Source organism: Enterobacter cloacae complex sp. IR5412, from assembly GCF_049237385.1.
Lineage (GTDB): Bacteria > Pseudomonadota > Gammaproteobacteria > Enterobacterales > Enterobacteriaceae > Enterobacter > Enterobacter intestinihominis.
Map to the genome: position 1 here is coordinate 143,758 of NZ_JBMKHQ010000008.1, position 18,731 is coordinate 162,488.

Annotated in this window: 21 protein-coding genes; 9 read left to right on the plus strand and 12 right to left on the minus strand. The window is 52.2% G+C overall.

What is annotated here, in order from left to right; all coding sequences use genetic code 11:
- Window position 1: 1 nt before the first annotated feature.
- Window positions 2-595 carry a 4'-phosphopantetheinyl transferase AcpT gene (gene acpT, locus ACOTX2_RS15830; RefSeq protein WP_022649693.1) on the plus strand — a complete coding sequence of 198 codons (594 nt, stop codon included), beginning with the start codon at window positions 2-4 and terminating at the stop codon, window positions 593-595.
- A gap of 59 nt (window positions 596-654) precedes the next feature.
- On the opposite strand, the gene ACOTX2_RS15835 is transcribed toward acpT, so the two are convergent.
- Window positions 655-1,161: a phenolic acid decarboxylase gene (locus ACOTX2_RS15835; protein WP_022649694.1), complete on the minus strand. Its 507-nt coding sequence runs from the start codon at window positions 1,159-1,161 to the stop codon at window positions 655-657.
- Window positions 1,162-1,260: 99 nt separating this feature from the next.
- Here ACOTX2_RS15835 and ACOTX2_RS15840 point away from each other — a divergent pair, with 99 nt between their 5' ends.
- The 3 genes from ACOTX2_RS15840 (at window position 1,261) to ACOTX2_RS15850 (ending at window position 3,738) form a co-directional block, all read left to right on the plus strand.
- Entirely contained in the window at window positions 1,261-2,142 is an 882-nt protein-coding gene (locus ACOTX2_RS15840; protein ID WP_023298821.1) for a LysR family transcriptional regulator, read from the plus strand.
- Between the two features lie 32 nt (window positions 2,143-2,174).
- Window positions 2,175-2,969 carry an SDR family NAD(P)-dependent oxidoreductase gene (locus ACOTX2_RS15845; protein WP_022649696.1) on the plus strand — a complete coding sequence of 265 codons (795 nt, stop codon included), beginning with the start codon at window positions 2,175-2,177 and terminating at the stop codon, window positions 2,967-2,969.
- Between the two features lie 106 nt (window positions 2,970-3,075).
- The gene (locus ACOTX2_RS15850; RefSeq protein ID WP_063201337.1) at window positions 3,076-3,738 is read left to right on the plus strand and encodes an HAD family hydrolase; all 663 of its coding nucleotides are present in this window, start codon (window positions 3,076-3,078) and stop codon (window positions 3,736-3,738) included.
- Window positions 3,739-3,821: 83 nt separating this feature from the next.
- Here the strand turns inward: ACOTX2_RS15850 and ACOTX2_RS15855 are convergent, their stop codons facing one another.
- Entirely contained in the window at window positions 3,822-4,847 is a 1,026-nt protein-coding gene (locus ACOTX2_RS15855; protein WP_063148110.1) for a TerC/Alx family metal homeostasis membrane protein, read from the minus strand.
- A gap of 328 nt (window positions 4,848-5,175) precedes the next feature.
- On the opposite strand from ACOTX2_RS15855, the gene ACOTX2_RS15860 reads away from it, so the two are divergent.
- Window positions 5,176-6,510: an MFS transporter gene (locus ACOTX2_RS15860; RefSeq protein ID WP_045308786.1), complete on the plus strand. Its 1,335-nt coding sequence runs from the start codon at window positions 5,176-5,178 to the stop codon at window positions 6,508-6,510.
- Window positions 6,511-6,546: 36 nt separating this feature from the next.
- On the opposite strand, the gene ACOTX2_RS15865 is transcribed toward ACOTX2_RS15860, so the two are convergent.
- Window positions 6,547-7,284: an IclR family transcriptional regulator gene (locus ACOTX2_RS15865; protein ID WP_063148109.1), complete on the minus strand. Its 738-nt coding sequence runs from the start codon at window positions 7,282-7,284 to the stop codon at window positions 6,547-6,549.
- Between the two features lie 169 nt (window positions 7,285-7,453).
- On the opposite strand from ACOTX2_RS15865, the gene ACOTX2_RS15870 reads away from it, so the two are divergent.
- Together ACOTX2_RS15870 and ACOTX2_RS15875 are read left to right on the plus strand one after the other, a co-directional pair.
- Entirely contained in the window at window positions 7,454-8,146 is a 693-nt protein-coding gene (locus ACOTX2_RS15870) for an RraA family protein (RefSeq protein ID WP_022649701.1), read from the plus strand.
- The gene (locus ACOTX2_RS15875; protein ID WP_045622202.1) at window positions 8,146-9,090 is read left to right on the plus strand and encodes a hydroxyacid dehydrogenase; all 945 of its coding nucleotides are present in this window, start codon (window positions 8,146-8,148) and stop codon (window positions 9,088-9,090) included. The genes ACOTX2_RS15870 and ACOTX2_RS15875 overlap by 1 nt, the downstream gene beginning before the upstream one ends.
- Window positions 9,091-9,458: 368 nt before the next feature.
- On the opposite strand, the gene pcoE is transcribed toward ACOTX2_RS15875, so the two are convergent.
- From pcoE to pcoA, 7 genes are all read right to left on the minus strand, one after another.
- Complete coding sequence (gene pcoE / locus ACOTX2_RS15880) at window positions 9,459-9,893, minus strand: copper resistance system metallochaperone PcoE (RefSeq protein WP_000723069.1); 435 nt, start codon at window positions 9,891-9,893, stop codon at window positions 9,459-9,461.
- 217 nt (window positions 9,894-10,110) lie between these two features.
- Window positions 10,111-11,511, minus strand: a complete 1,401-nt coding sequence (gene pcoS, locus ACOTX2_RS15885) for a copper resistance membrane spanning protein PcoS (protein ID WP_001211180.1) — start codon at window positions 11,509-11,511, stop codon at window positions 10,111-10,113.
- Window positions 11,508-12,188: a copper response regulator transcription factor PcoR gene (gene pcoR, locus ACOTX2_RS15890; protein ID WP_001188930.1), complete on the minus strand. Its 681-nt coding sequence runs from the start codon at window positions 12,186-12,188 to the stop codon at window positions 11,508-11,510. The genes pcoS and pcoR overlap by 4 nt, the downstream gene beginning before the upstream one ends.
- A gap of 54 nt (window positions 12,189-12,242) precedes the next feature.
- Entirely contained in the window at window positions 12,243-13,121 is an 879-nt protein-coding gene (gene pcoD / locus ACOTX2_RS15895) for a copper resistance inner membrane protein PcoD (RefSeq protein WP_229692861.1), read from the minus strand.
- A 55-nt stretch (window positions 13,122-13,176) separates the two neighbouring features.
- Window positions 13,177-13,557 carry a copper resistance system metallochaperone PcoC gene (pcoC, locus tag ACOTX2_RS15900; RefSeq protein ID WP_000025662.1) on the minus strand — a complete coding sequence of 127 codons (381 nt, stop codon included), beginning with the start codon at window positions 13,555-13,557 and terminating at the stop codon, window positions 13,177-13,179.
- A gap of 39 nt (window positions 13,558-13,596) precedes the next feature.
- On the minus strand, window positions 13,597-14,487 hold the full coding sequence (gene pcoB, locus ACOTX2_RS15905) for a copper resistance outer membrane transporter PcoB (protein WP_001378118.1): 891 nt from the start codon (window positions 14,485-14,487) through the stop codon (window positions 13,597-13,599).
- Window positions 14,488-14,492: 5 nt separating this feature from the next.
- Complete coding sequence (gene pcoA / locus ACOTX2_RS15910) at window positions 14,493-16,310, minus strand: multicopper oxidase PcoA (protein WP_000925240.1); 1,818 nt, start codon at window positions 16,308-16,310, stop codon at window positions 14,493-14,495.
- Window positions 16,311-16,544: 234 nt separating this feature from the next.
- Between pcoA and ACOTX2_RS15915 the strand changes: the two genes are divergently transcribed.
- Together ACOTX2_RS15915 and ACOTX2_RS15920 are read left to right on the plus strand one after the other, a co-directional pair.
- On the plus strand, window positions 16,545-16,994 hold the full coding sequence (locus tag ACOTX2_RS15915; protein WP_001023257.1) for a copper resistance protein: 450 nt from the start codon (window positions 16,545-16,547) through the stop codon (window positions 16,992-16,994).
- Window positions 16,995-17,282: 288 nt separating this feature from the next.
- A complete protein-coding gene (locus ACOTX2_RS15920) occupies window positions 17,283-18,020 on the plus strand; it encodes a peptidoglycan DD-metalloendopeptidase family protein (RefSeq protein WP_000287501.1) in 738 nt (245 codons plus the stop codon).
- Window positions 18,021-18,053: 33 nt separating this feature from the next.
- Here the strand turns inward: ACOTX2_RS15920 and ACOTX2_RS15925 are convergent, their stop codons facing one another.
- Together ACOTX2_RS15925 and ACOTX2_RS15930 are read right to left on the minus strand one after the other, a co-directional pair.
- The gene (locus ACOTX2_RS15925) at window positions 18,054-18,251 is read right to left on the minus strand and encodes a DUF2933 domain-containing protein (RefSeq protein WP_000843494.1); all 198 of its coding nucleotides are present in this window, start codon (window positions 18,249-18,251) and stop codon (window positions 18,054-18,056) included.
- 40 nt (window positions 18,252-18,291) lie between these two features.
- Window positions 18,292-18,731, minus strand: a 440-nt coding sequence (locus tag ACOTX2_RS15930) for an HAD-IC family P-type ATPase (RefSeq protein ID WP_421625942.1), incomplete at its 5' end; no start/stop codon positions are given.

An 18,731-nucleotide genomic window follows, 5' to 3' on the forward strand; every position in this document is an offset into this window, starting at 1 on the left:
TATGTACCAGTTTGTACTGGGGAAGATCTCCACCCTTAGCGCGGACCCGCTGGCGTCAACGCTCGCAGACATGGCACCTCAGGGTGCGCGATACGCTTCCTGGCTTGCAGGCCGGACGCTGCTCGCGAGAACTTTATCCCCCTCACCGCTTCCCGAGATAATCTACGGCGAGCAGGGAAAACCGGCCTTCGCTAACGGCCATCCGCTGTGGTTTAACCTGAGCCACAGCGGGGACGATATTGCCATGCTGATAAGCGATGAAGGCGAGGTTGGCTGCGATATCGAAGTGATCCGCCCGCGGGAGAACTGGCAGGCGCTGGCGAATGCCGTTTTCAGCCTCACCGAGCATGACGAGCTGGAGCGTGAAGCACCGGAAGAGCAGCTTTCCGCATTCTGGCGCATCTGGACGCGCAAAGAGGCGATCGTCAAACAGCGTGGCGGCAGCGCGTGGCAGATTGTCAGCATTGACAGCACCGCCCAGTCGCTCCCGGTCAGCCAGCTTCGCTTCGGCTCGCTGAGCCTGGCGGTCTGTACTCCTACGCCTTTCACCTTAACGGCGGAATCGGTGACTTACTCCGGTATTTCTGCAGCATAAAAAACGGCCATTCGGGTTAAAACCGAAATGGCCGTTGTGCATTTAACGCGTTGCTAAGCTTATTTTAAATTATCAGGAAAGTTTTTTGGCAACTCGCTGGCAGCACACGCAATAACGCTATCGTCATTCGCACCGCAGTCGCGTACAAAAGTAATCGTCGCAAATTCATCAATCACTTCGGTTGGATACGCTGGCCCGGCATCACGGTAGCTGTTCATCAGCGGAATGTGATCGTTCTGGAAGCAGACGGTTTTTTCCGGATTATTCATGACCCAGCGTGGGAAGAAGATGGTGCCGTGGAACAGGCGGTCGCCCAGGTTCACAATCAGGCTCACGTCGGTACCGGTTGGCTCCGTCCAGGAAATTTTATAGATGCTTTCCCCGACGCGGACAATGTAGGCCTGCTGATCTTTCACCCAACGATTGCCCACCAGACCGCTGTGAATACGGTAGTCGAGCGTGTTCTCGTTTTTAACGTAAATTTCGTAGTTCCAGCCATTGTCGTAGGTATATACCAGATGTTTGCCGACGAAGCCGCTTAAATCATGTTTATCGAAGGTGCTCATAAGATGTCTCCTTTGTTTTGATGAGACGATCGTACCCCTTCAAAAAATGAATGAATAACGCTATGTTTGAATCAAATTCATCCAAAATTTAGATTAATCATGCACAAGACGACGCTCGAACAGTGGGCCTTGCTGGAAAGAGTCATCGAGGCTGGCAGCTTCGCTAAGGCGGCGGAAGAGACCCATCGCAGCCAGTCCTCGGTCAGCTATAACCTGTCGCTTTTGCAGGAGCGGCTGGGCGTAGCGCTCCTGATGACAGAGGGACGCCGTGCCGTGCTGACCCCGGCGGGTGAGCTGTTGCTGAACCAGGTTAAACCGCTGCTGAAAGCCTTCGCCTATGTTGAAACGCGCGCTGCGACCCTGCGCAGCGGGATGCGAACCCGTATCGACCTGATGGTAGACAGTATTTTTCCGCGCAGCCGGCTGTTCGCGATTTTGCGCCAGTTTCAGCAGCTGTACCCGCAAACGCAGGTGCGGCTTACCGAGGTGCTGGAAAACAGCCGCGCAGATGCGCTCAATGATGAGGCCGACGTGATGGTCTTAACCCGCCGCCAGGACATTACCGGCCTGGGCGAATGGCTGATGAATATCGATTTTGTTGCCGTCGCGCATCACGCGCACCCGCTGTTTGCGCTGGATACACCGCTTAACGACGAGATGCTTCGACCGTGGCCGCGCATTCAGATCGCAGACAGCCAGCCCACCGTTCGCCCCACCGGGGAGTCGTGGACATTCTCCACCATCGATGCCGCGATCGAAGCAGTGATGTATCAGGTTGGATATGGCTGGTTACCGGAAGAACGCATTCAGACCCCGCTCCAGCAGGGCATCCTCAAAATCCTGCCCCTCAGCCACGGCGTTCGACGCGCCACGCCGCTGCACCTCATCGTTAAACGCTCCCTCAGCCCGCTGGACGAGCAGGTTGAGACGCTGTTGCGCCTTTTTAAACAGGAGCCGTCATCGTCAACTGCTACGCTTTAAGTTTTGAACCATAAAACGACAAGGAGTGAACGATGAAAATCGATTTAACGGGGAAAGTAGCGCTGGTGACCGCGTCCACCGGCGGTATTGGGTTTGCCATCGCCCGCGGACTGGCGGAGAGCGGTGCGGAAGTGATCGTCAACGGGCGCAGCGTCGACTCGGTGAACAAAGGCATTCAGGCGCTCCAGCAGGTGGTGCCTGGCGTACAGGTCCGTGCCGCCATCGCCGACCTGAGCTCGCAGGAGGGCGTTGACGAACTGCTCAGGGTCGCCACGCACGTCGATATTCTGGTGAATAACGCCGGGATCTATGGCCAGCAGGATTTTTATTCCACCGACGACGAGACCTGGGAACGCTACTGGCAAACCAACGTGATGTCCGGCGTGCGCCTCTCCCGTGCCCTGCTGCCCGGTATGGTACAAAAAGGCTGGGGTCGGGTAGTGTTTATCTCGTCAGAATCGGCCTGCAATATTCCTGCGGATATGATCCACTATGGCGTGACAAAAACCGCCCAGCTCTCGCTGGCGCGCGGTCTGGCGAAGTTCGTGGCAGGCAGCGGCGTCACGGTGAACAGCGTGCTGCCGGGCCCGACAATGTCGGACGGTTTTGCCGCAATGATGAAAGACGAGATGGAGAGAACCGGCAAATCGCTGGAGCAGCTGGCGAAAGCGTTCGTGATGGAGAATCGCCCCAGCTCGGTTATTCAGCGCGCCGCAACGGTAGAAGAAGTGGCGAATATGGTGGTGTATGTCTGTTCCATGCAGGCCTCCGCGACTTCCGGCGCGGCGCTGCGCGTTGACGGTGGCGTGGTGGATGACATAGTTTGACCCGTCAGGCCACAGGTTCGAGAAAAAATGAGATCGGATAGAAGGACTGTGAAGGTAAAGCAGGTAAACTAGTGAACAGAATGTGTATTTCAGCTAAGACGTATTTATGACCAATATGATTGCCGACGAAGCCGTGGCGAAGTCCAGCGTGCTCTCTGTCTTTGACTTTGATGGTACGTTGACGCACCACGACAGTTTTATTCCGTTCCTGCGCTTTGCCTTTGGCAAGCGCTACTTTGCGGGTCGCCTGGTGCGCATGGCCCTGCCTACGCTGCACTGCGTGCGTCGCAAGCTGACGCGTGATGAGCTGAAAGAGGTGTTGATCAAAACCTTCCTGACGGGGGTGGATGAGCACTGGTTACGTCAGCAGGCAGAGGCCTTCTGTGAAAAATACTGGAACAAGCTTATGCGCCCGGAAGGGGTCATGGCTGTCGCCAACGAAGTTAATTCCGGTGCGGAAGTGACGATTTGCTCCGCCTCCCCGGCGCTGGTATTGCAGCCGTGGGCCGATAAGCTCGGCATTAAGCTGATTGGCACGCAGCTGGAAGTGAAAGACGGCAAGCTGACCGGGCGGATCACCGGTAACAACTGCCGCTGCGCGCAGAAAGTGGCGAGGCTGGAAAAGGTGTATGGCGATCTGAACGCATATCACCTGCGCGCCTGGGGCGACACGCGTGGCGACCACGAGCTGCTGGCGGCGGCGCAGGATCCGCACTGGCGCCATTTCCATCATCCGCGCAAGCGCCGAAACTCACCGATAATAAAGTAGCCTTTTGCCGGGTGACGGCTGCGCCTTACCCGGCCTACATCCCAGTCGTAGGCCCGGTAAGCGAAGCGCCACCGGGCGATACATCAGGCCTCACGTTTCCCCGGGAACATCACGCTCGCAATAATCCCCAGCGCCAGTACCCCCAGCACCACAAACAGGCTTGCCGTGGCACCGATGTTATAACCGTGATGCCAGAAGTGATCGGTCGCATTCAGCCCCAGCTTGAACGCCACGAAGAACAGCAGTAACACTACCGCTTTCTCAAGATGCACCAGATACTGCTTCAGCGCTTCCAGCACGAAGTAGAGGGTACGCAGGCCGAGGATCGCGAACATCATGGCGCTGTAGATAATCAGCGGCTCGCGGCTGACGGCAATGATCGCGGGAACGGAGTCGAAGGCGAACATCACGTCGGACAGCTCTACCACCGCCACGCAGAGCAGCAGCGGCGTCGCGTAGCGCTTCGCCTTCTTCACGCGACCTACCATCACATCCTTGTTTACAGGCTTCTCCAGCTCGGCGTCCACCTCTTTTTGGGTCAGGATAAACGCGTGGCTGCTGATTTTTGGCCAGACCGGATAGAAGCGTTTTACCAGGCGGTACGCCAGATGGTTGGAGTAATCCTCGACTTCATCACTCTCTTCATTGCGTTTCAGCATCATCACCGCCGTCCAGCCGACGACCAGCGCAAAAATCACCTCAACGTATGGCCCCAGGCTCAGCAGGCTGGTGCCGATGGCAACAAAAATACCGCGGAACACAATCGCCCCCAGCACGCCCCAGTAGAGCACGCGGTGACGATACTTATCCGGCACGCCGAACCAGGCGAAGATCGCCATCATCACAAACAGGTTGTCGACGGAGAGCACCTCTTCCAGTGCATAGCCGGTGAGGAAAAGACTGGCCATCTCCGCGCCGTGGTGCACGTATAAGAAGCCAGCAAACGCCATCGCCATCATGACCCAGAAGATGGACCACATGGCCGCGCTTTTCAGCGAGATCGGTTTATCGTGACGGTGCATGAAGAGGTCGATAAACATCGCCCCAACGGCCATCACCACAAAGACAACAACGGTTTCCGTCGGGAAACCGAGATGAGCAGCAGACATAGACAACCCTTTTAAGAAGACAAAACACAACACCATGCAGGCTGGCGTAAACCAGAAGTGAGAATGGGGGAGCGTGTTATTCGCCTATACCCCACAAAACCGCAGCTCTTTGGCTGCGCAAGGTGTGTACTTTACCTCACAACGGGGGGTGGCGCATCTGTCGTTTAGGCTCACGAGGTAAAGCCCGTTAACTGTGAGTCACGTCTTATTTACATCATTTAAACCTTCCATTAACTGGATAAAAAGAAGGCGCCGACGCTATAGTGGTTTTGTTTAATAAAACCGAGTTGTACCTTATAAAACCAAGAACAGACCCTGCGAGGAACACATGACAGAACATATTCGTAATGGCACTGCCGCCACTGAGGACATAGAAAGAGAGACTATGCGCAAGGTGATCTGGCGTATCCTCCCGTTTCTGATAGTCAGTTATCTGGTCTCCATTATCGATCGCGGCAATATCGGCATGGCTTCGCTACAGATGAATGAGGATCTCGGTCTCAGCAAAGCGGCGTTTGGCTTCGCCAGTAGCCTCTATTTCGTGGCGTATTTTCTGTTTGAAGTTCCAAGCAATCTGGCAATGCAGAAAGTTGGCGCACGTCTGTGGATCCCCCGCATTATGATCAGTTGGGGGGTGGTATCCATGTGTATGGCACTGGTACAAAACACGACGTCGCTTTATATCGTGCGTTTTCTGCTGGGTGCCGCGGAGGCGGGCTTCTTCCCCGGCGTCGTACTCTTTCTGACCTGGTGGATCCCTTCCCGCTACCGTGCGCGAATTATCGCGTCCTTTATGGTCGCGATCCCGCTGGCCAATTTTATTGGCTCGCCGCTGTCCGGGTTGATTCTGTCGCTGGATGGATGGCTGGGTCTGCGCGGCTGGCATCTGCTGTTTATCATTGAAGGTTTACCCGCCGTCCTGCTGGGTATTGCCGCCTGGTTTGTTCTTCGCGATCGTCCGCACCAGGCTAACTGGCTTAACGCGGAACAGAAAAAATGGCTGGAAACGACGCTTGAAACCGAGCGTCAACAGCAAAAAAATATCGGACACCAGACGACATGGCAGTTGCTCAGGCATCGTCAAATCTGGCTGCTGGCGCTGATTTACGCAGGCGCGTCATCAGCGGGCACCACCATCAGCGTCTGGTCACCGCAGCTGCTGAAATCGTTCCACCTTGATAATCTGGAGACGGGTCTGTTCAACGCCATTCCTTACGGTCTGGCATCCGTACTGATGATTGTGTGGGGACGCAGTTCGGACCGAACCAACGAACGCCGCTGGCATACCGCTCTGACCCTTTTCATTATTGCCGCAGGCGTATTTGCCGCCTTTGTCAGCGTCTCTCTTTCCGCCACCATTGTTATCCTGAGCATCATGCTGATAGGGGCGTATTCAATGAAGGGGCCTTTCTGGGCGCTGGCGTCAGGCTGGATGAGCAGCACGTCGGCGGCTGCGGGGCTGGCTGCAATTGGCGCCATCGCTAACCTTATCGGCGGTGCGGTGATGGTCAACGCTTACGGTATTATCAACGAACGGACGGGTAGCCACACGCTAGCCATGCTTCCTCTGGCGGCGTTATGCGTCACGGGGGGTATCGCGGTATTGGTGATGGGACGCCAGGCCCGCAATGCTCAGTTGCATGAAAAGCAGGTCACCCATTAGACATAACAAAAGCGGGACGCACGTCCCGCTTTATGCTTAGAGACTCTCTTCCGCAGTATCCTGCGTTTCCCCATAAAACTGCTGGCAAAAAGGCTTACTGGCCCCCATTTTCTGTGACAGGCGGCTGGCGGTGGCATGCATTAGCTGGCTGATCCCCTGTTCACGGCGATCTTCAGTCAGTCTGGAGATGGGCCCGGTCAACGCCAGCGCCGCAATCAGCTTGTCATTGACGCCGAAGACGGGCATTGCGAACGCCGCAGTATGCGGGTCACGGGCGCCTGCGGTATAGAGCGGAACAGCGGGCTCCCCCTCTGGCAGCGGGTCATTAAGGCCCCAGTGGCGAAGCACTTTACTGATGGCAGAATCGTCCAGCGGAAACTGAGTACCCGGCAGATTGCTGTGACGCAACCCGTGCGATGCTTCTGCCCGGAACAGGCACAGACGTTGCCCGCCTTCTAACACATACCAGCTGGCGCTCTCCTGAGAGGCCTGTGATAACGCCTGAAGCTCAGGCTGCACCACCCGGGAAAGATGGAAAGATTGTTCATAAAGTTTGCCAAGGTAAAGCAGACGTGGGCCAAGCGCATAATTGCCGTCATCATGCCTGACGACATAGTTCATTCGCTCAAGCGAATTCATTAACCGGTAAACCGTGGTTTTGTGATAACCCGATAGCTGCGCCAGCGCGGTCAGCGTCAGGCTCTCATCGCCGGGACGGAAGCAATCCAGTAAAGCCAGCGCCTTTTCGACCGCTACAACGCCTTCGTTACCCATCATCATCTCCTTTTCTGCTCGGCAGTGAGTGTACCTCAATTTTTGTGAGTCACTTCGTGTTTACATCACAAACGCCATCGCAGATCTGGCTAATGGGAAAGTAACACCGCTATAGTTGTTTTGTATTGTACACCTGCATTGTACACAGTAAAACAATATGGAGGCATATATGTCCGTTTCTGAAAAATCATTGATTAATCGTCAGGTCGAACGCGTATCGGCTGAACAGGTTCACCAGGCTGCCGAGTATCAGGCCGCCATTCTGGCGGATGTTGCCGGTCGCCGCGGTACACTCCATGGTCGTATCAAACCGCTCGCGCCTCACATGGCCGTTGCGGGCCCGGCAGTCACCGTGGAGGTGCGCCCGGGAGATAATCTGGCCATCCATGCCGCAATGGCCGTAGCACAGCCTGGCGATGTGTTGGTTGTTGACGGGAAAGGCGACCTGACCTGTGCGCTGCTCGGTGAGATTATGGCGACGCAGGCCCAGGCAAGCGGTATTGCGGGCATCATCATTGACGGGGCGGTACGTGATGCCGATACCCTGAGTAAAGGGCACTACCCCGTCTTCGCCGCCGGTCTTAACCCCTGTGGCCCGACAAAATCCATTCCTGGCCGGGTTAATCACCCCATCTCTATCGCTGGTGCAACGGTACGAGCCGGGGATCTGGTGGTCGCGGATATCGACGGCGTGGTGGTGATCCCGCGTGATGAAGTGCAGGCCGTTATCGCCATGGCCAAAGGGAAACTTGAAACAGAGACCCGACGTCTTGCTGCTATTCGTGAGGGCGATTTACGTCCACACTGGCTTAACGACGCGCTGCGTAAGGCAGGCATGTTATCTGACGGGGAGACGCTGTAATGGAAGACAAACGCGTTGTACTGGTCACGGGGTGCGACCTGGCGGACCAGGCTGTCAGCATGCTGCGAGACTTTGACGTGGTGTATGCCGGTCACCAGCCCACAGAAGATCAGCTGGTTACGCTGTGCGAACGGCACAATCCTGTGGCCATCCTGGTGCGTTACGGCAAAATAACCGCAAGGATCATGGATGCAGCCCCTGCATTACAGGTTATATCGAAACACGGAAGCGGCATTGACGTGATAGACCAGCCAGCGGCAGCGGCGCGTAATATCGCCGTTCGTTCCGCCCCCGGCGCCAATGCGGCAGCGGTTGCAGAACATACCTGGGCATTGATTCTGGCCTGTGCCAAATCCGTGGTCACCCTTGATAAACGCCTGCGCGACGGGCACTGGGATAAAGCCACGCACAAATCTATCGAGCTGGAAGGCATGACGCTGGGGCTTATCGGTCTGGGGGCGATTGGCTCGCGGGTTGCGCTGGTGGGACAGGCATTCGGCATGCAGATTGTGGCGTATGATCCTTACGCTAAAACGATGCCATCTGGTTGTGAACGGGCAAACACCTTACCCGACCTTTTATCCCGTGCCGATGTTATCTCATTGCATTGTCCGCTCACTGACGACAACAGAGGAATGATCAACGCAGACACGCTCGCGCACTGTAAACGTAACGCGATTCTGGTGAACACAGCGCGCGGCGGGTTAATTAACGATGAAGCCCTGTTACACGCGCTGAAGGATGGAACCTTGCACAGCGCGGCACTCGACAGCTTTACCAGCGAGCCACTGACCGCCCCGAACCTGTGGCAGACCGTCGATAACGTCATCATTTCGCCGCATATTGGCGGCGTCAGCGCAGCGTCATACATCAAGATGGGAACCGTGGCCGCCAGCAATATTCTGGACGTTGTACACCTGACTGACGTCGCCGTCAGCCCCTAAAATGCAATGATGAATGACCGCGCCCGCTTGTCATTTACCCTCAGCTGTGTAGAGACATTAAAGTTGTATCCTTTAACCTGAAAAAGACTTTAAAGTTGTAAAGTTTTAAAAAAACACATACAAAACATGATGCTAAGTGTGTATCACACGCTGTTCCAACATTATGCCTTGATGTTCTTGCAGGAACTGCAATTTACAGGAGGAAAAAGGTGTTTTTGTAGTTATCTGGCGTTACGTGACAGTGTTGGTCAGATACTTCCACCTCTTCAGAGTTAAAGTTTGATATATGGGAAAAAAAACGCTCCCGGACGGGAGCGTAAGCCAGTGACTTCGGCGTCAAATGAGGGTCTAACAAGTGGAGCTGCGGGTTAATTCTGGGTGATCTGACTGCGATGCTTATCAGCCTGCTGCTGGTGAACAACGGAAGACTGACCATTATTCGCCTTCTCATGTACAGCTGCGGCCTTCTCATGCTCGCTCATTTCAGAAAATGACTTTGCTGTTTCGTTGGTAGCTCCGGGTTTAGCTTTCATCATTTTTTTATGCATTTCAGCCATGTCCTGGTGGGCAGCAGAATTGCTGTTTTGCATCATGTCATGGGACATTGCGGCCTGATCGTGACTGCTCATATCCATCATTGTCATGCTGTCTCCCTGAATTGCACTTTTTTCAGCAGATGACTGCATCTGGTGGGCAGGTGCCTGTGCATTATTTACCTGGTCATGCATGTTCATTGTCTCTGCAGCCATGGCAGATGAAGCGGCAGCCATAATGGCAACAAATGATACGAGAATCTTTTTCATGGTTGGGTCTCCGGTGTTTACATACCCAAACAATCAATGGCTTATAACAGAGAAAGCAGTTGATCTCAGGGCGGGTTAATCATCACTCCAGGAACCAGGTGATTGTGTTATCACGCTGCTCCTGATTTATGAATAATTATAAAAAACCGCCTCTGTTTATCGCGTGACTGAATGATGACAATTTTGTCACCTTCCAGGTTTCTCCTGAACAACGGGATTAATCCATTAACAGGCGCACTTTGAACACAATTTCACGCCCCTGCTGTTCTGCTGACAGCTCGCCGCCGTGAGCATGAATGATCGACCTTGTAATTGATAATCCCAGCCCCGCGCCTTCCGTGTTGTAGAACCTTGATGAGTCTGCGCGATAGAACCGGTCAAACAAACGTTCCAGATTAGCGGGAACCTGGCCGGACATCGTATTCGTAATCATCACGTTCACACAGTCACTGTCACGCTCAAGGTGTATCGCTGTACAGGTGTTATCGGGAGAATACTTGATTGCATTGGAAAGCAGGTTACTGAAAGCACGTCGGAGCATATCGCTGTCTCCGGCAACAACGCCCTCTCCTTCAACCGTGATTGTCTTTCCTGTTTCGTCTGCCAGGGGCTCGAACAACTCACGTAATTCATTCAGTTCGGCTGCCAGATCCACATCATGTTTATCCAGCCGCAGCAGACCATGCTCTGAACGTGCCAGAAAAAGCATGTCACTGGTCATTCGTGACAACCTTTTCAGTTCTTCCAGGTTAGCGAATAAAATTTCGCGGTAATGCGAAACATCCCTTTCCTTAGCCAGTGCAAACTGCGTCTGCATCATCAGATTACTGACTGGTGTGCGCAGCTCATGCGCGATGTCAGACGAGAAATCTGACAGTTTCCGGAATGCCCCCTCCAGGCGATCAAACATATTATTGAACTCCTGCATGGTCTCAGAGATTTCCGGCGGAGCCAGATCGGGATTTAGACGCTGATCCAGGCTGTGTACGGTCATGGAGGAAGCCAGACTGGTCATTTCCCGTAGCGGTTTCAGACCAATACGTGTGGTCAGCCAGCCCAGAAAAACAGAAATAAAGACCAGACCGATATTGAACCAGAACAGCCAGGTACTGAGTTTGTCCATAAACAGGGTGTGATACCCAGTATCCGTGGCAACCGTAATGATGACATGTTTGCTTTTACCCTGTTCCGGCGTCACGGCAACCCGCCGCGAGATACTGCGGTACACGGTGTTATTTTCTTCCGTCTGGATCATATAGTCGAGAATATCACCCGACTTATTAAGCAGGACCGCTGGAACAACAGAATTTTTGGCATAGAGTTCAACAATTTTTTCATTTTCCATGTTTTTTATAGAAATGAATAAGCCATTGTGCCCCACCATCGCATCGTTTATTTTTTCTGATAATGACTTAATATCCGTTTTGTTCCTGAACGTCTCTGTTTTAAGAAACTCTTCGGTGAGCTGAAGTTTACCTGTCAGAAAATCGCGGTCCTGATTATCGAAATAGCCATTAAGGGTGCTAATCAGGATAAAACTTGATAACCACCATACCGTAAGCATCACCGCAGAAAAAATCAGGCTCAGGCGTGTGGTCAGGGAAATTTTGAACCTCACTCTTCTCTGATCTCCAGGACATATCCGGCACCGCGAACGGTATGGATCAGTTTTGGCTCAAAGTCATCATCAATTTTACTTCTCAGACGTCTCACGGCGACATCAATCACATTCGTATCACTGTCAAAATTCATGTTCCAGACCAGGGACGAGATAAGACTCCTGGGTAACACTTCTCCGGTGCGTTGCAGCAGCAACTCAAGCAGAACGTATTCTTTACCGGTGAGATGGATCTTCTTCCCCGAACGGATCACGGTCCGGCGCACCATATCAACGGTCATATCGGCGATGGTGCAGACTGTTGCGGCCTGCGAGCGTGCCCGGCGCAGTAGGGTTCTTACACGTGCAACCAGCTCCGTAAAATCAAAGGGCTTAATCAGGTAGTCATCTGCGCCAAGCTCCAGTCCTTTCACTTTGTCCCGCACGTTGTCCTTTGCGGTTAAAAACAGGACCGGTTCTTCGTGCCCGGACTCCCTCAGTGCGCTGATGATTTGCCACCCGTCGAGGAAAGGCAGCATCACGTCCAGTATTATCAAATCATACTGTCCCTTCGACGCGGCCCCGAGACCATCGCGGCCATTATTAAAGAGATCGGCCTGATAGCCTTCCTCAACCAGTCCCTGCTGCAGGTAACGACCTGTTTTTTGTTCGTCTTCAACGATTAAAATACGCTGCATGGTCAACTCGCTGATATGAAAGTAAAAATCTCACGCATGAGCTTTGGCTGTCCCCTAGCTGACCTGAGACGGAGCAAGCATTCCGAGCCACGCTACGGCGCCCAGAATGATAATCGCAACAACGAATTCTGTCAGGATGCTGTTTCGCATCAGGGCAACGCTGCGATCATAATTCCCTTCCCTGACCATAACTTCAAGCCGGGGACCCAGGTGAAACCGGTTTGCTGCAGCCAGAAGAAGCATCAGAACAAACAGAGCCGTCTTGGCAAGCAATATCCTCCCCCAGGAACTGTTGAATAAGGGAGTTAAGTTACCCTCAGCAATATACAGATAGTTGACCAGCGCACTCAGGATCAGGGCTACAACAATCACCGTTCCTGCCGTGGCAAATTTTGCCAGGGAGTCAGATATCACAATGACGCTCTGTGCATTATGCTCGTTTCTGCGCATCAGCAGGATAGCAAATGCAACCAGAGCACCTGTCCAGGCACCTGCAGCGCCGAGATGGGTCAGATCGCTCAGTAAATGGAGATAGTAATGCAGACCGTCATGCATAACGGCGTGTCCTCCCCAGGCAAGTGTAGCCAGCGCCACGCCCCCACTCATCGTCATCAGCAGGCAGGACAATACTCTCTTATTAGTGTAAAGGAACAAAGCACCGAGTGTGGTAAACAGGGCACAGAGCCTGACAATCCAGCTAATACCCACATCAGTTTCTTCTATCACCATCTCGATAACATGGATGGATAATTCTCTGAGGTCAGTTACTCCACTCATGGCATTAGATACCAGGAGCATATTAATGCCAGTAAGAATGATGCCTGTAACAACAGCAAAAGTTATAAACGACCTGAAATTAGTCAGGTTATAGGTTTCATGTCTGACACCGCTTATTCCATATATCTGAAAAAATGGCAATCCAAATATTACCATCAAATCCAGATAAAGAAGAAAACGAATAACAATCATAATCAGGTCGTTCATAATATTACTTCACTGTAAAGGTGTAATTACCGGTAATAGGGTGCGTATCTGAAGAAACCGCGCGCCAGTCAACACGATAAGTGCCAGCGGGTAAAGGCTCTCGCGGAATAATGACCATCGATTTAGGGTCAGCGCCTGGCGCCACTTTTGCCGCGACCGGCATCGGAGAATGTGATGACATGCCTTTCATACCCGTCATCGTTAATTTTGCACCTGAGAATTTCACGGTCAGATTTTCCGAGAAATTAAGCTGAATCTTTTCCGGGGCCGCTACGGCTGAATCAGCCTGTGGCACAGAGCTTTTTAATTCCGGATGGGCCATAGCAGAGAAAGCAACGCCCATAACGAGGCCACCTGTAAGAATGGCTTTATTTAAAATCGACATTTTATTTACCTGTTTAGTTGAGTGTTTTATATCAGTGCGTTAAAACCAGATTCTGGCTCCCGCCAGGAATACTACCTGATGGTCTTTCTCACCTTCTCTTTTCGCCATATCGGATGTTTTCCCGTAAAGTTGATTCCAGGAAACGCCTATATAGGGTGCAAACTCACGGCGTATTTCATAGCGCAGCCGGAGCCCCAGCTCTGTGTCAGTCAGTCCCCTGCCGCGACCCCGCGATTCATCATCCTGACTGTAGAAATTCACCTCATAGGATGGCTGGAGTATGAGCCGGTTAGTCAGTAAAACGTCGTATTCTCCTCCCAGACGAAGGGCTGCTTTTCCGCCATTACTGACAAAACCCGTAATTTCAGACTCAAAATTATAGAGTGCCAGCCCCTGAAAACCGACAGCAGCCCAGGTCCGGGCAGAAGCAGGTCTGAAATCCTGCCTGACACCCGCAACCAAATCCCACCATGGGCCAACCGCATGTCCCCAGAGTAACTGCGCTTCAGCCGCCTCCGTTTCCCCATTGCTTCGTTCACCTTCACTCTTTAGCCAAATCCGATCTGTGTCGCCTCCAATCCAGCTGTTAACACTCCAGCTGAAATTGTTGGTGTTATCCGACCGTTGCCATTCCAGTTGATCCAGCAGAACCAGATAATTAATCGCACTGTCGTGAATCGCATGCCCCTGTAAATTGCCGAATGCAGCCTTCCGGTCGGCATCGGTAACAGGCGGAATTGGCGTTCTGCTCTCAGTTACAATGGGCTCCATTGACGTCATCTCAGTGAAATTCTCATCTGCTGGCATCTGCATGGCAGACATGTCGTGCCCGGCGTGGGGATCTGCAGAGACGGAGCCCGCCGCAATAGAAAGCTGTGAGGTAAACAAACCGGCGACCAGAACAGGTATGGCCTTCAAATTTCTCTTCATTCGCATCATTCCTCCACCCGGACTTCACGAAACATTCCCATTTCCATGTGATAGAGCAAATGGCAGTGATACGCCCAGCGGCCAAGCGCATCTGCTGTCACTCTGTAACTGCGTTTTGTACCAGGGGGAACATCTATTGTGTGTTTACGAACCATGAAATTACCGTTTTCATCTTCCAGATCGCTCCACATACCATGCAGGTGAATGGGGTGAGTCATCATGGTATCGTTGATCAGCGTGATCCTGAGCCGCTCACCGTATTTCAGCAGCACCGGTGCGGCATCTGAAAACTTGATTCCGTTAAATGACCAGGCAAACTTTTCCATGTGGCCGGTTAAATGCAGTTCTATGGTACGGCCAGGTTCACGTCCGTCAGGATCCTCAAAGCGGCTTTTCAAATCCGCGTACGTGAGAACCTTTCTTCCGTTATTTCGAAGACCAATACCCGGATCATTTAATTTCGGAGAGACGCTCATCGCCTGCATATCAACCAGTGGGTTATCCGTTTCTGACGCAGGATGACTTTGCATACCCGGCATTCCGGCCATCCGGGAATGATCCATACCGGCCATGCTGCTGTGATCCATGGGCGCGGAGGATGTCCCGCTATCCGGAAGGTCAGCACCGTCCATAGACATCATCTCTCCGCTGTTATCCATGCCTCCCATCTGGCTGTGGTCCATTCCTGCCATATCATGTCCCATTCCCCCCATACCCATATCTTCCATGGTCAACAGAGGACGGGGATCGAGGGGGGGAACGGCAGCACTTAACCCCTCTCTCGTGGCCAGTGTCCCTCGAGCGTAACCGGTCCTGTCCATGGATTGTGCGAAGATGGTATAGGCCTCACCCTGAGGCTCCACAATGACATCATAGGTTTCGGCAACGGCAATCCTGAATTCGTCAACGGTAACCGGGTTTACATACTGGCCATCTGCAGCCACGACCGTCATTTTCAGCCCGGGGATACGGATATCGAAATAGGTCATTGCCGAGCCGTTGATAAACCGTAAGCGTATCTTTTCACCGGGACGGAACAGTCCGGTCCAGTTTTTCAGCGGGGCCTGCCCGTTCATGAGATAGGTGTAGGTGTAGCCACTGACATCCGCGAGGTCAGTCGGATTCATTTTCATTTCAGCCCACATTTTCCGATCGGCAATGGTGGCTGACAGCCCCCTGGTATTCACGTCGCGGAAAAAAGAGCCAACGGTTGGTTTATTGAAATTGTAGTAATCCGACTGTTTTTTTAATTTTTTCAGCAGGCTGTGAGGATTTTCATCGGTCCAGTCAGACAACATGACCACATGCTCACGATCGTAAGTAAACGGTTCTGGCTCCCCGGCATCGATGATAATGGCACCGTATACCCCCTCCTGTTCCTGCAGACCGGAATGGCTGTGGTACCAGTAAGTCCCGTTCTGCTTAACCTTAAAGGTGTAAACGTAGGTATCATCAGGCTCTATGCCCATAAAACTCAGCCCCGGAACACCATCCATATTGGCCGGAAGAATAATGCCGTGCCAGTGAATGGACGTCTGTTCATTAAGACGGTTTTTGACCTTCAGGGTAATGGTGTCACCTTCTTTCCAGCGAAGAACGGGCCCCGGCAGGCCTCCATTGATTGTTTTGGCCTGACGCTCACTGCCCGTGATATTGACGGCCGTTTCACCAATGGTCAGGTCAAACTGAGTACCCTGCAGGGATGCGGCAACTGGCAGGCTCAGACTGGAACGCGCATTGAAACTCCATACGCCAAGACTTCCGGCTACGCCAGAGAGGGTTAACCCCTTCAGGAAAGTTCGTCGAGACGTTTTCAACAGCATGCGCATTCCCTTATTTAAAGTATGGTTACTGACAGAATTCGAGAACCGATTTAAATTAAATTACTGGTTCATCCACTTACAATGAAATGAATCTAGCACACCTTAAGAAACAAATTCATTACAATCGTGTAATGTACATAGCTGTATTACATTTACGTCATCTTCCCCACAGGTTGATTATTTTTATATATGATCATAAGGACATCTTTTATGTACCTCAGAAGGTAATTACACATGAATATATTAATCACGACCACTGCGTTTACAGCTTTATTTTGTGGGGCAGCTTTTGCTCAGTCCAGTGATATTGCCCATGAAGCACATCGATTTGTTAATAATGCCTCAGCCGTCAGTCATGTGAATTCCTCGACGCATGAAAACTTACCGGACAGGGTTAATAAAAACAACACGCCCTCATTCTCTGAAATGAATGAACATGAAAGGGCCATTGTTGCTCATTCATTTATGAACAACAGCGCGTCCTATGCGCATCAGAAAATGATTGAGGAACATAAAAAAATGCTGTCCGGCAGTGATGCAAATTCAAAGACCTCGTCTTCTTCTTTTAACGAACTGAATGCCGGAGAAAAAGCCGCTCTCGTGCATGAGCAGGTCAATAATGCCGGTGCGGAAGCACATCAGACGCAGGCAAGAAAGCTTCGCGGGCTGTATTCGACCAGGTAACTGCAGGCGGGTTAGTGCTTAGCGTCAGGTGCGCAGCAGGGCTTTACTGACGGGTTACGTAGCAGGACATGAGCCCCATATTGCTCTGCCGTAACCTGTTTCAGTCCCGTTAATCATCACCGTCGGGCTGGTCATACAGTTCCCAGAGCTTCAGGAGCAAACGGGAAACAAGATATGTTACAAAAATGACGACCATCAACGGTGCTCCCGATTAACTGACAGATGACACGCCTCCTGAAAACCCCTAGCATACGCCGCAGTGTTCATGCTAACGGCGAATTCCAGTAAATGTATTCTACCGATGTCGTAAAAGAAAATGCCTACCTTTCAGCCACCCGCTCGGGGCTGGAATCGAACGAGATCGCTACTCTTCAGCGCTCCTTGCCTTCCCGGTTTAATCTGCGGCATTTGAAAAAAAATGAATCATTAAAACTCGTACTGCAAAAGAAAGCGGGAAAATCACGTGTCGTGGCCTATAAATTTACGTCCGGTTCATTTAATTACACGGCGTATCGTATATCAGATAAAAAGTTCTATAACCTTTCCGATACTTCCGGGAAAGGCAGTCTCGATTATCCGTTACCGGCCACAGCAAGACTCAGTTCGCCTTTCAATCCTGCAAGACTTAACCCGGTATCGGGAAAAGTGAGTCCCCATAATGGCATTGATTATTCCATGCCCATGAACACGAAAATAGTCAGCGTCATCGACGGAAAAATCACCCGGGCCGAATACAACAGTACCATGGGATATTTTGTTGAAGTAACGGGAAAAGCCGGTGTTAAAACTCGCTATCTCCACCTCAATAAAATACTCGTTACTAAAGGGGCCAGGGTTACACGGGGAGGTGCTATTGCGTTATCCGGTAACAGCGGACGTTCATCCGGTCCTCATCTGCATTACGAGCTGGTCATCAATAACAACCCTGTTAACTCTCTGGCGTTCCGGGCAGCGGCACCCGCTGATAACAAACTCGAACAGCATGCCTTTGCGCATGCCAGAGACTACGAACGATACCTGGACTGATAACGGGACCGCGACGCGGCCCCGTCTGCCGGATTAATTTTTTTTATCGTTTTCACTTCCGTGATGTTGATGATCTCCATGCCCTCCGTGGCCGTGGAAAAGATGCATTAGCGGGCAGACCAGCAATAACAGATATGGCCAGTAACCTGCCACATGTGACCAGTGTTCGCGCAGGAGGGCAAATGCCGCGATCGCGGCGACAGCAATAAGCGCATAGGTGGTACTTTTCATACTGGACTCCTTCTGTTCGTAACTGACCCTTCACTCAGTGTTATTTCCCGAGCCTGACACTTTTCAGACGCAACGCATTCACAATGACGCTGACGGAGGAAAGAGCCATGGCCGCCGCCGCAATAACTGGCGACAGCAGTATTCCATACACAGGATAAAGCAGACCTGCAGCCACAGGCACGCCAAGTGCGTTGTAGATAAATGCAAAAAACAGATTCTGACGGATATTTTTCATGGTGATCTCTGACAGATGACGGGCCCTGTTCAGTATCATCAAGTCGCCTTTGAGAAGGGTGACTCCGGCACTTTCAATTGCCACATCTGTACCCGTTCCCATGGCTATACCCACGTCAGCCGCTGCCAGCGCCGGGGCATCATTCACACCGTCTCCGGCCATCGCAACCACATGGCCAGACTCTTTCAGTCGGGTTATCACTGCTTTTTTGCCATCCGGCAGAATTCCGGCTTCAACCTCATCTA